11 protein-coding genes are annotated in these 11790 nt (G+C 42.6%); 5 read left to right on the forward strand and 6 right to left on the reverse strand.

The window, feature by feature from the left end; all coding sequences use genetic code 11:
* Window positions 1-70 precede the first annotated feature (70 nt).
* On the reverse strand, window positions 71-2263 hold the full coding sequence (locus B2248_RS06805) for an FAD-dependent oxidoreductase (protein ID WP_007146734.1): 2193 nt from the start codon (window positions 2261-2263) through the stop codon (window positions 71-73).
* A gap of 420 nt (window positions 2264-2683) precedes the next feature.
* On the opposite strand from B2248_RS06805, the gene B2248_RS06810 reads away from it, so the two are divergent.
* The 5 genes from B2248_RS06810 to B2248_RS06830 all read left to right on the forward strand — a co-directional run bounded on the left by B2248_RS06810 (window position 2684) and on the right by B2248_RS06830 (window position 7066).
* Window positions 2684-3703: a hypothetical protein gene (locus B2248_RS06810; protein ID WP_273179669.1), complete on the forward strand. Its 1020-nt coding sequence runs from the start codon at window positions 2684-2686 to the stop codon at window positions 3701-3703.
* A 33-nt stretch (window positions 3704-3736) separates the two neighbouring features.
* Window positions 3737-4378 (forward strand): LysE family translocator, encoded by a 642-nt coding sequence (locus B2248_RS06815; RefSeq protein WP_007146736.1) that lies wholly within the window; start codon window positions 3737-3739, stop codon window positions 4376-4378.
* Between the two features lie 170 nt (window positions 4379-4548).
* Window positions 4549-4875 carry a hypothetical protein gene (locus B2248_RS06820; protein ID WP_007146737.1) on the forward strand — a complete coding sequence of 109 codons (327 nt, stop codon included), beginning with the start codon at window positions 4549-4551 and terminating at the stop codon, window positions 4873-4875.
* A gap of 182 nt (window positions 4876-5057) precedes the next feature.
* Complete coding sequence (locus B2248_RS06825; RefSeq protein ID WP_040576620.1) at window positions 5058-5663, forward strand: hypothetical protein; 606 nt, start codon at window positions 5058-5060, stop codon at window positions 5661-5663.
* Window positions 5664-6361: 698 nt separating this feature from the next.
* A complete protein-coding gene (locus tag B2248_RS06830) occupies window positions 6362-7066 on the forward strand; it encodes an NYN domain-containing protein (RefSeq protein ID WP_007146738.1) in 705 nt (234 codons plus the stop codon).
* Between the two features lie 59 nt (window positions 7067-7125).
* On the opposite strand, the gene B2248_RS06835 is transcribed toward B2248_RS06830, so the two are convergent.
* From B2248_RS06835 to folE2, 5 genes are all read right to left on the reverse strand, one after another.
* Window positions 7126-7488 carry a helix-turn-helix domain-containing protein gene (locus B2248_RS06835; protein ID WP_273179664.1) on the reverse strand — a complete coding sequence of 121 codons (363 nt, stop codon included), beginning with the start codon at window positions 7486-7488 and terminating at the stop codon, window positions 7126-7128.
* Window positions 7489-7597: 109 nt separating this feature from the next.
* Window positions 7598-9280 (reverse strand): APC family permease, encoded by a 1683-nt coding sequence (locus B2248_RS06840; RefSeq protein ID WP_273179661.1) that lies wholly within the window; start codon window positions 9278-9280, stop codon window positions 7598-7600.
* A gap of 147 nt (window positions 9281-9427) precedes the next feature.
* Entirely contained in the window at window positions 9428-9742 is a 315-nt protein-coding gene (gene sugE / locus B2248_RS06845) for a quaternary ammonium compound efflux SMR transporter SugE (RefSeq protein WP_273179659.1), read from the reverse strand.
* A gap of 60 nt (window positions 9743-9802) precedes the next feature.
* Window positions 9803-10954 (reverse strand): bifunctional 3,4-dihydroxy-2-butanone-4-phosphate synthase/GTP cyclohydrolase II, encoded by a 1152-nt coding sequence (gene ribBA, locus B2248_RS06850; protein WP_273179656.1) that lies wholly within the window; start codon window positions 10952-10954, stop codon window positions 9803-9805.
* Window positions 10955-10968: 14 nt separating this feature from the next.
* Window positions 10969-11757 carry a GTP cyclohydrolase FolE2 gene (gene folE2, locus B2248_RS06855; protein WP_273179653.1) on the reverse strand — a complete coding sequence of 263 codons (789 nt, stop codon included), beginning with the start codon at window positions 11755-11757 and terminating at the stop codon, window positions 10969-10971.
* Window positions 11758-11790 lie beyond the last annotated feature (33 nt).

Raw genomic sequence — 11790 nt, forward strand, 5'->3', positions numbered from 1 at the left:
AATAGGAATAAGTGATTGCTGAGGTTGGAAAAGCGTGCTGCCGTTATCGACAGCACACTCCTTTTCCGGTCTAGATCTTGTATTCGATCTCGTGGTTACCACCCGGCATATGTGGTGTGCCCCAAGAAATCGTTTCGCGTTTGTACGGCAATGGATATTGAGGATTGTCTTCCTCGATTTCCCTTGCGATACGCTGACCAGTAAATGTGGCATCAGCAATCAGACGCGGTGCTTCAGCATCACCAATCAGGTAAATACCTTTGATGCCGTTTTCATCCCATTCTGCTTGACGCTCTTTGAGTTCTTTGTACAAAGCATTGTCAGAAGAACGCCCCGTAACCAGTACTAAAGAATCAAATTCCAACCAACGGTGAGTTTTGTTTTCTTCACGTGGGAAAACACCAGGACCACGATAGCTACGTTTGGAACCATCACCCCACAGGTTGTAGATTTCCAGGCGATTCTTTTCGATACGTGTGCAGAAGTGATCACCAATCTCTTCAATACCCAGCTCATGCAGACGACGCATCATGTTGGGGTATTCCAAAGTGAAGTGCATGTAGTTGCCCAGATGAACACCTGAAACAACAGTAACCTCATGGCCTTCTGTGGCTAATTTTTCAGCCAGACTTGGTGCCATGAAATAGCTGTCTGCATTCAAAATAACCACACGTTTGCCAATTTTCTTCTCACCCGATAACACTTGTTCTGGTGTCAATTGCTCAGGTTGAGAGGCATCCGCACCTGGAATCGGTGCATGTGTCAGACAGTTAGTGCCATCCGTATTCCAATGTGAACCGGTAGCGATAACCACTTTATCTGCACCGTATTCCAATACATCATCAGCGGTCAGTGGTTTCTGACCCAGTGCAATCACATTATGTTTATTTTTCTTGACCAGCTTATCCAGCTGCGTTTCACGATAATCACGGTGATAACTCCACTCACCCAGTCCAGGCAATGTGGCAACCTGATTGACATGACCACCCACTTTTTCAGCCTTATCGTATAAGTGAACGGTGTAACCACGTTCCATCAATACACGAGCCGCTTCTGAACCAGAAGGACCTGCACCCACCACCAGCACCGAATCTTCAGAACCTGCTTTAGCAAATTTCTCAGGATGCCAGCCACGACGATACTCTTCACCAGCCGTCGCATTCTGAGTACAAATCATTGGAGGACCACCGATTTCCCAACGCGAAATACAGACGTTACAGCCGATACAGACACGAATATCGTCATAACGGCCTTCTTCCACTTTCTTCGGTAAGAATGGATCAGCAATAGAAGGACGAGCACAACCGATAATATCTACCACACCTTTGGTGACGATTTCCGTCATTTTTTCTGGATCGGTATAACGGCCTACACCCAGAACCGGTTTCTTCGAAACACGTTTAACATGCTCAACCCAAGGCACCGTATGACCTTGCTGATAGAAACGTGATGGGCCAGCGTCTTCACCCCATTCAGCAATATCACCTACCGTGATATCCCACAGGTCAACAAAGTCATCGGCCATTTCAATGAACTTAACGCCGTCTTCTTCAACCTCAATCTGATCAGGGCCATAAATCGTATCGATAGCAAACCGCGTTGCAATCGCACAATCATCACCCACGGCTTTACGCACTTTTTCCAGCGTTTCCACCCAGAAACGAGCACGGTTTTCTAATGAACCGCCGTAGCCGTCAGTGCGTTTGTTGTAATACGGATTAAGGAATTGCAGTGGCAAATAAGAGTGAGCACCATACACATAGACGATATCAAAGCCAGCATCGCGAGCACGATAAGCGGCATCCACGTAGTACTGCTGAACCATCTTGATATCATCAAGATCCATCTCTTTACAGTAGCTTAATGTTTCAAATTCTGAGGCAAACTGGCTTGGGCCACGTGGCGTTGCCCGGGTTTCCATATTCGGTGCATGAGCGGCGCCATACCACATTTCGATACCTGCTAAAGCGCCGTATTTATGAACTTCATCCGTCATCGCACGTAAATTACGTACGTCACCTTCGTCCCAGATACGTGCTGAGAGACGATGGGTATCATCTGATTCTGGATGGATTGAACAGTATTCGGTATTCATCGCTGCCCAACCACCTTCCGCTTTCATCGAACGATGTGCTGCCTGGAAGCCTGGTCGATCTGAACCGGCACCAATGCAATGGGGAACCTGATAAAACCGATTACGCAATGTTTTTGGACCAATCTGAATTGGCTCAAAAAGTATGTCGTGCTTAGGATCGCGTGCCATTATATTTCTCCCTATTTTATGAGTATTGGCAACGCTATTTTCAGTTCCACAGCCCCTCTCAACAATTACTAAGAGGACTTACTTCCTAGGTAGTACGAATCTCAGAGGGAGCTGCTTTTTAGGGAGTATAGCCAAGGATAAGTTAGGCTTTGATACTTTGGGAATGTGTTTGTGCTCGTCCATTAATCACACCAAAGCATATGAACTTTAGTTATTTAAACAATTGATTAAATTGAGGAAACTTGTAATTATGAAATACATAGGAAGGATGAAAAACAGTGACTGCTCCCTGTTTAGTTTTATTAGGTCACCGAGGGAATAGGCTAAAAATATGATCTTTACTGACATTTACAAACACAAAACTAAAATGTTTAACGAACGGAAAAAGCTGTTCATTATAATCGGCTCTAGAATTGGATCATGGAAGTAACAAAAATTCCCGTACTTCGGCTTCCTCAACGTCTTCCGCACGCTGAGGCTATAAAATCATTTAAAGATAATCAGCATAGTTATGAGGCTGAGTTCTGGGAATTTCAGTATCAAACCTACAGATATTTAGAACGCCTTCCAGACGAATCATTGCTCACTAGGTATGCGGATATATTGAAAAACATGCGAGCTCTAGTTAGTGAAGACAAACACATTATTCCAATACAAAGCTTTTTGAGTTCTTGGTATTGGTTTAGAAAAGAACATCAAACACGTTTTGAATTCTATCTTCGCGGTTTGCAATTGCCATCTTCAGTCCCCCTAGACATTACCTTTAATAATGTGCCGATTGACTCTATAGTTAGGCCAAAACATCCTAATTCTGGCGATGTACTTTTTCGTTACGACAAACGAGAGCACTTGGATAATATTGTTAATCAAGGAATTATCAGAATTAGACCTGCATCAGATTTTCAAGCTAGTGAGCATAACATTGCTCGACAAGATGAGGAGAGATCAAAAAAGCACTACCTTCCCGGAGGGTATACGCGCATTACGACCGAGAATGGAACTTCCATCCCAATTACAGGAGATGTAGAAAGGATGGTTACTATGCCCAACTACTATATTTTTTGCATGTCTTGTGACTGGGATCAGGGTCTCTTCCCCGCCTTTGATGGAGATGCATGCTTAATTATCAAAAACGTCGAAGAATTTTCGCGTCGGCTAGAATATGCCGCAACTTCTAGGTTGCCTGGATGGTACTTTCATCATAATCCTATTCAATACTTTGATCCTTATGAAAGAGCAAAAAACGAGTATTTTGACGCTACGATGTCAAAAAATTTTAGATTCGCATATCAAAGAGAATATCGATTCTTATGGATGCCACAGAATGGTGAAGAACCAAACGGTTTCAAATTCTTGAATCTAGGAGATTTGAGTAACCTTGCAGAAGTTCATAACGAATCAAGGAATCAAGGTGTCAGCCAACTTAATAAGGTTAATTGAATCGGAGAAGAAGAACATGAGGGAGAGGAAAAAATGTTAGATCCTTTTTCACTTTTCATGATTGGCCTTTCCTTTTTTGTAGTTGCTGTAACGCCCGGTCCTGCCAATATTTCAAATGCAATAATTGCTATGAGACGAGGAAGAAAAGTAAGCCTAATCTATGGTGCAGGCTTATCGTTTGGGCTGGTATTCTGGGGTGTGATAGCTGCAAGTGGCATGGGGGCCATCCTCCAAAGTTCTGTCTATCTATTGATGCTTCTTAAAGTCTTTGGTGGGCTTTATTTGCTGCGGTTAGCTTATCTATCAGGAAAGTCAGCTTTCAATCCTCAAGTAGAGGACATCAATGACCCTAGCAATATTCCAACTGCAAAAAAGTGGTTTATCCGTGGGTTCATCCTTAATATCTCTAATCCCAAGACTGTTATTGCTTGGTTAGCAGCACTTTCCGTTGGTCTGGATGCTGGTGACGACATACATGCCTTAATTGCAGGTGTTTTAGTATGCGTTTTTGTTGGGTTCTCAGTAAACGCTATGTATTCTTTAGTTTTTTCATTTACCGGTGTGATGAATATTTATCAGCGCATAAGCCGTTGGATAAACGGCATTGCCTCTGCGCTTTTTGCCGTTGCAGGTATAGGTTTGATTCGCTCAGCTTTTAACCGAAGTCCTGTATGAATAACAAATACAACAATCCAAGAATCAATGGGTCAGTAAAATCAAACACTTCGACCCTATTGATTTTCTAGTAGTACGTTTCGGAGTTTTTAGCTAATAAGTCGCAAGTAAAGGACGTCTCTGTCGAGACACTACTTTACTCAGAGTTATGAAATATTTGGAGATATCACATGGATAAAGTAGATCAGATATTAAGTGAGCTGGAAAAGTCATATAAAAGATTAGCAATACCCACTGTCATGCTAGCAGCTGTTTATTTTATGATTCACACCGCCGAGGTAAAAGGCAAAGACATAGATTCTATTATGCTGCATCTCGTAATAGTTTCATTATCGGCAGTTGCATTCACTTTGGCGTCTGGAATAGTCGCTTTGGCTAAATTTAGCTCTATGGATATCAATAAGTTGAGCTATGCGATAGTCTCAATTTCATATCTTATTTCAGCCATTTTTTTGATCATGGTAGGTTTAAACATGGCTGTAGGTGAATTTACATAATAATCAATAGGGTAGGAGCATTTGATTTTGAAAAACGCTCATATCGATTAACTTATATACAGTAACAAAGGATTGAGGTAACACCGTGTTTCAGACTGAAAAGGAATTCTGCATATCAACCTTAACTCTCAACAACACTTCAATATTATCATTGAGTGAGTGTTCATCCTGGCTCATAGACAATGAAGCATAGAGAACACTTTTGGAAAAAAGACACTCCTCGTGAGCAACGTATCCTAGGAGTTATTTTTCTCAGTTCGTTTTGTATTGCGTTCATACAATTTGTCTGTGTGGACAATTTTATACCCGATCCAACAGTCAGCTTATTTTCATTCTATATAGCCTTTGCAATTTCCCTGTTATTTTGTGCAGCAATCATTATTTTAAAAATAAAGGCAAAGCAAAGTGTCGGGACAGTTGTGAAGACTATGCCTTTAAGAAATAAGTTAGCTTCTATACTGATACTTCCCATCCTCTTAATTGCTACTTATTGGATGCTTCTTGCTTCAGTCATTCCTTATCAGTTAACCAAAATAACTGGACAAGATTTTGAAGAACAGACACAGGTTCACAAAGTTAAGACTCGTCACGGAAGAAGGAGCTTCTTTCGTGATTATCATTACGAGTTGCGACTTATCGATAGTCCTCCCATTCCTCTCTTTCGATTCAGTATTTCTGAGCATTCGTATAATAAATTTCCAGAAGGAAACCTAAAAGCAACGTTATTTGGATTGAAAGGAAACCTAGGATTTATTGTGGAAGAGATTCAAATAGATACTCAAGACTAAATCATGGCGTCAGCCAGCTTGACAACTACAAGGAAAAATCAATGAGGTCAATCAAATCAAAAACTCCGCCTCTATTGATTACTTCTTTCAGTAATTTATAAGGACGTTAAAAATATGAATCCATAATTCAAAAATGCTTTATTGATAATGTTAACTCATCTGATTACAGATTAAAGCAATAGAAAAAATATGATCAATCAAAGAAGCGTATCAGTACTAATTGGACTACTTTTACTAGCATGGGGGTTTTATAGTCTCTACGCAATGCTCATTAACGAATATACCTTGCCGTTAACTATACTCGTATTCGCAATGGCTGCATTGTCATCATTATCAGGCATTGGCATTCTCTGGAAAAAATATTGGGGATTTACTACATATATTATTTTTTCATTCATTTTCCTCTTATTGATGATATACACCAGCAGCCTCTTACTAGAATCTGCCAGTTCTGTTGATTTTGGGATTGTACTGTTGTCTGTATTTTGTATTTTTGGGCTTTGCGGTTTCATACTGAAAAAGGACTTACAGAAATCAAGGCAGAATCAAGGAGACTGACAGAATTGACGAGTCAGCCCAGCAGGGCTCAAGGAGATACCCAACTTGATAATTACAAAGTTTAGAGCATTCATTGGCCTAATTAGATAATCTGACCCTACTGAATTATATATAAACCAAAACTATCTTAAGGTACTCACATGGATGAATTAAAACAAAAAATAGCACTATTTATTGATGCTGATAATGCGCCTGCAAGTAAGTTTGAAGATGTCCTGAGCGAGGTTGCCAACTATGGTGTAGTTACTATCCGTAAGGCTTACGGTAATTGGAAGTCGCCTACGTTAAAGGCCTGGGAAGATCTGCTACATGAATATGCCATTCAACCCATACAGCAATATGATTTAACCAAGGGGAAAAATGCGTCGGATATTGCACTGGTGATTGATGCAATGGATGTGATGTATACCAAGCAAATTGATGTAATGTGTTTTGTATCATCGGATTGTGATTTTACGCCGATGGTGACCAGAGCATTAGCTGAAGGAAAGGTGGTTTTGGGGTTTGGTGAGAGAAAAACGCCAGCAGCATTCGTAAACGCCTGCTCTAAGTTTCTTTTCCTGGATGAAGAAAAAGAAAAAACCAAAACAACCGTTAAACCGAAGAATATTAAATCGGATACTAGGTTAATTAATTTACTAAGACAGGCCATTGAGGCAACAGAAGACGAAGAAGGCTGGGCGGCACTTGGACCAGTAGGCTCAAATATTTCTAACAAAACCTCATTTGATACCCGAAATTATGGCTTTAAGAATCTTAGCAGCTTGTTCAAAGCCATTGACTTATTCGAACTTAAACGTGGACCCAATAATTCTTTCTTGGTAAAAAACGTACGAAATAAATAATTCAGAATTAAAAGGGTCAGAGAATTTGATTTCGTTTACTTCATCATTGCTGTCTGTGCTCATTCATTTTCTCCCAGTAATCCCTGCCATGGATCATCGGCCAATGAGCTACTTTTTTCTTTGTCCGTCTTATTTGGCTCGGTTGGTGCCCCAGTTGGTGACAAGTTATCGTCAGCCAATACAGCCAATACAGCCAGTACAGCCAGTACAGCCAGTACAGCATTTAATTTTTCCTGTGGTATCAGCAGTAATTCACTTTTAAGCCCCTTGGCAATAAGTTCAAGGGTATCAAGGCGTGGATTGCCTTTGGATTCCAACCGCTGATATTGCTGGCGCGATATACCAACGCGCAGCATCATATCGTGCTGCTTGAGTTCCAATGCGATACGGCGTTTTTTGATCTGGTCGAGTAGTGAATTCATAATGAAACATATAAGTTGCTTTTATAGAAATACTTAGAAATCAGTGAAATCAAGGGAATGCGCAAAATGGATAAATAATTTTTATGCCTTATATCTTTCGAGCCGATAGTTAACTAACTAAAAACTGAATCCCGCCCACCAGTAGCACGCTGAACAGTAAAACCAGATAAGGCCATCGGCCTGCTTTACGGGAAGTTTCAGTGGTGTTGCCAGCCTGAATATCTTCTTGCATCGATGACGGTAGTTGGCCTTTGTCGATTAAGTAATGCCGCCAGCAAAACAGAGGAATGCTCAGACTGGCCAGAATCAAACCACTCATCAATGTGCCACCGCCCCAGATATTAGCTCCCAGTGCCATAAAGGTAATATTCAAAAAGGCCATGGCGATACCGGCGATAAATAAGACTTTTGGGGTTCGATATGAGCGTTTCCAGTTGGGCCTGTCGATGCGGTGAATCCAACCGGCATTGAGGGTCAGAAAGTTAAAAATGATGTAACTGACGCAAGATGCGGCAAGCAAAAACACGTAATCAGACAGACTGAGTAACATCAGGTTAACGATAAGATTAGTCCACATTGCACTAGTGGGTGCACCGTGCTGATTTACCTGTGACAGGTATTTAGGCAATAGACCATCAATTGAGCCCTGGTATAACGTACGAGACGAGCCGGACATCGTGGTCATAATCGATAACATTAGTGCCAGCACCAACATCACCACAAACATATCCACCATAATGCCGCTATTACCTAAAATGCCATAAAGCGCATTGGCGATACCCATGCCACTATAAATATCCGCGGCTAACATGCCGTCATATTGCGCTGGCTGAATCACTTCACCTGCTGCATTAAAGTGCTGCGGTTCAATCATCTGCCCTAAGCCCATGTGGCCCTGAAAAGTAAAGGGAATCAGCACAAAGGCAAATAAACACAATAAACCGGAATATAAAATAGCGCGGTAAGTATCACGGCTGGGATCTTTAAACTCACGGGTGTAACACACGGCTGTTTCAAAACCATAGGTTGACCAGGCCGCAATAAACAAAGCGCCTGCCACTAAAGACCAGCCTTTAATATCCCATACACCCGGCACCACGTAGCCATCTGTGTCATAGGCAAGCGGTGCTAATGGGTAGAAGTTACCCATCGCCAAATCACCGGTAATCAATGGCACAATCGCAATCAACATTAAAGGTGCAAGACCAGATAAACCAATAATCATCATGGCTTTGGCGGAGCGTAAAATGCCGCCGTTTTGAATGGCAAAGACCAACACCATCAACACTGCACCGATAATAAAGACGGCATTAATTCGCAGACAGAGTCCGGCTTTCAGAAAGCTGAGATCCAGCAAAGTGATTTGCCAAGTATTAATCACCGCATCTGGTGGATAGGTGACATTCAATATATACCCGGCAGCTAAAGCAGAGCCGATAGCCAGAACAGGCCCCCATGCGACCCAGTTACACCAGATACATAAGGCGGCTATCCATTTACTGTAATTTGCCCAGGCAACCGAGCTATGCACGGAGATACCGCCGGTTTTATGAGGGAATAAGCCGGCAATTTCAGCGTAGGTGAAAGCTTGAACAAGCCCAATAGAAATCGAGACAATCCAGATTAACCAGGCAGGTTTACCCACAGTGGCGGCAATCGCCCCCATCGAAAATAACACCAGTGCTGGCACACCACTGGCCAGCCAGAAAGCACCGGTCCAGTCGATACTGCGATGTAATGAAAAACGATTGTAGAGAGAAAGTGTTATCGGCTGCCGCGCGTTGTTTTCCACCGTCCCAACCTCACCTAATATCTGATGACACCATTGCCAATCAAAACAATCAGTAACATACCACGCATCCTAGTATCTGTGATGGTTAAGGATAACGCGGGTAAAGCGCCACTGGGTGAGTTTATAAAACAGCCTGTCACCCAATATTTAGTGAGAAATTTTCAGCCCAATGATGCCCGATAGAATTAATAAAATACTGAATATACGCGCTATCGTGGCTGGCTCGGATAAAAACACGATACCGAAAATCACGGTACCAATCGCACCGATGCCTACCCAAACACCGTAGGCGGTGCCTAGTGGTAATGTTTTCATGGCCACACCCAATAACCACAAACTCAAAGCAACGGTGACCAGTGCCAGCAGACTGGGCCCTAACTTGGTCAGACCTTCTGAGTATTTCAATCCCGCCGCCCAGACGACTTCCAGTAATCCCGCTACTACTAATGCTAGCCAAGCCATAAACAGCCCTTGTATTTCATTCGTTAATTTAAAAATATGAAGCCGATGCTGTCATCGTAATCAGACGACGGCTGATGTCGCTAACTTTTCAGCAAGATCATCCGGCAACACATAATCAGTCACGCTCAAGCCAAAACCACTCATCGATGGTAATTTTCTCGGCCATGTCATCAGACGCATTTCTGTAACGCCTAAATCTCTTAATATCTGAGCACCGACGCCATAGTGTTTAAGCACATACTCTTCAGCATAATTCCGATCTGACTGAATCAGTCGCTCCCATTCACCTTCATCACCATGAAGTAACACGAGAACACCTGCGCCCTCTTGTTGAATATGCTGCATGGCTTCAGCGACGCTCCAAGTGTGACCGTGACGGTCATCATCCAGTAGATCCATCGTGTTAAACGGCGCGTGAACCCTAACTAAGGTTTCTTCACCAGCGACAGGTGTGCCGTAAACCAGTACCAGATGTTTCATGCCTGTTGTTTTGTCCAGATAATCATGACGACGGAATGAACCCAGCATGGTGTGCATATCACGCTCGCTCAGACGAACCACATTTTGTTCATGCTGATGACGATACTCGATAAGATCAGCAATGGTGCCAATCTTCAAATCATGTTGTTTAGCAAACTCAATCAGGTCGGGTAAACGAGCCATGGTGCCATCTTCATTCATGATTTCGCAGATAACAGCAGCAGGTTCTTCACCTGCCATCGCGGCTAAGTCACACCCTGCTTCGGTATGCCCTGCACGTGTTAACACACCGCCACTTCGCGCCATCACAGGGAAAATATGACCAGGACTAACGATATCATCAGCGGTCGCATTAGCCGCGACTGCAGCTTGAATAGTCACAGCTCGGTCTTGTGTTGAAATACCTGTCGTCACGCCTTCAGCCGCTTCAATTGACAGAGTAAAGTTTGTTTCAAAACCGGCTTTATTTTGCTTAACCATTAAGGGTAAATTTAATTGCTCACAACGTTGCTCAGTCAGAGTCAGGCAGATTAAGCCGCGAGCATGCATTGCCATGAAATTAATGGCTTCGGATGTCACATGGCTGGCAGCCATCAACAAGTCGCCTTCGTTTTCACGGTCTTCATCATCCATTAAGACGACCATTTTGCCTTGTCGAATGTCCTCAATAATCTCCTCAGTCGTAGCGATGTGTGATACTTGAGAACATGACTTCAACGTGGATTCTGGCATGAGTATAAAACTCCTTATAACTGGTCAATAACGGCGTAAGCTGAGTGGTTGTGGATGGATTCAAAATTTTCGCATTCTACTCTAAAACCCGACACATCACTCTGCTGAGCTAATGCGACAGCAATATCTCTGACTAAATCCTCAACAAACTTCGGATTGTCGTAAGCAAATTCGGTCACATACTTTTCATCTGGACGTTTCAACAAGCCATAGAGCTGACTAGAAGCTTGCTCTTCAATCAGTTGAATTAGGGCATCCAGCGTCATATTTTCACTAATACGCGCTTCAACAGTAACCAGTGAACGTTGATTATGCGCACCATAATCTGAAATCTTTTTAGAACATGGGCAAAGGCTGGTCACAGGGATCTCAGCTTTGACGGTCAGTTCCAGTTTGTCTTTGTAATCGGCTGTCAGCGTAATGTCGTAATCCATAAAGCTTTTCACACCTGAAACTGGTGCGGTTTTGCTGATGAAATACGGAAAATGTAAGCTGACGTGACCTTGTTTCGCGCCTAATAATTCCAGCATATCGGTCATAAACGCAGGCATGTTACTTAGGCTGAAAACGGAATCAGGGCGTTCCAGTAATTCGATGAAACGTGACATATGCGTGCCTTTGACATCGGCAGCTAAATGCACATACATATTAAATTCGGCGACAACACGTATGGGTGTTTCGGTCGTTGATTGGAATAAAACCGGATAACGCAGTGACTTGATACCGACTTTATCAATGATGAGTTGGCGCTTGTCTGGCGTATTTTGAACATCTTCAAGTCGATGTGTTAAAGGCAGATTCATTATGTATCCTTGTTTTTTTGATTCACACATCGG

The organism is Methylophaga sp. UBA2012, from assembly GCF_002335235.1.
Classification (GTDB): domain Bacteria; phylum Pseudomonadota; class Gammaproteobacteria; order Nitrosococcales; family Methylophagaceae; genus Methylophaga; species Methylophaga thalassica.

Excerpts from the sequence above, each read along its gene's own strand:
- B2248_RS06830 (WP_007146738.1), top strand. The coding sequence starts at position 6,362 with ATGGATGAATTAAAACAAAAAATAGCACTATTTATTGATGCTGATAAT.
- folE2 (WP_273179653.1), bottom strand. The coding sequence starts at position 11,757 with ATGAATCTGCCTTTAACACATCGACTTGAAGATGTTCAAAATACGCCA.
- ribBA (WP_273179656.1), bottom strand. The coding sequence starts at position 10,954 with ATGCCAGAATCCACGTTGAAGTCATGTTCTCAAGTATCACACATCGCT.
- B2248_RS06835 (WP_273179664.1), bottom strand. The coding sequence starts at position 7,488 with ATGAATTCACTACTCGACCAGATCAAAAAACGCCGTATCGCATTGGAA.
- B2248_RS06815 (WP_007146736.1), top strand. The coding sequence starts at position 3,737 with ATGTTAGATCCTTTTTCACTTTTCATGATTGGCCTTTCCTTTTTTGTA.
- B2248_RS06805 (WP_007146734.1), bottom strand. The coding sequence starts at position 2,263 with ATGGCACGCGATCCTAAGCACGACATACTTTTTGAGCCAATTCAGATT.
- B2248_RS06820 (WP_007146737.1), top strand. The coding sequence starts at position 4,549 with ATGGATAAAGTAGATCAGATATTAAGTGAGCTGGAAAAGTCATATAAA.
- B2248_RS06825 (WP_040576620.1), top strand. The coding sequence starts at position 5,058 with ATGAAGCATAGAGAACACTTTTGGAAAAAAGACACTCCTCGTGAGCAA.
- B2248_RS06810 (WP_273179669.1), top strand. The coding sequence starts at position 2,684 with ATGGAAGTAACAAAAATTCCCGTACTTCGGCTTCCTCAACGTCTTCCG.
- sugE (WP_273179659.1), bottom strand. The coding sequence starts at position 9,742 with ATGGCTTGGCTAGCATTAGTAGTAGCGGGATTACTGGAAGTCGTCTGG.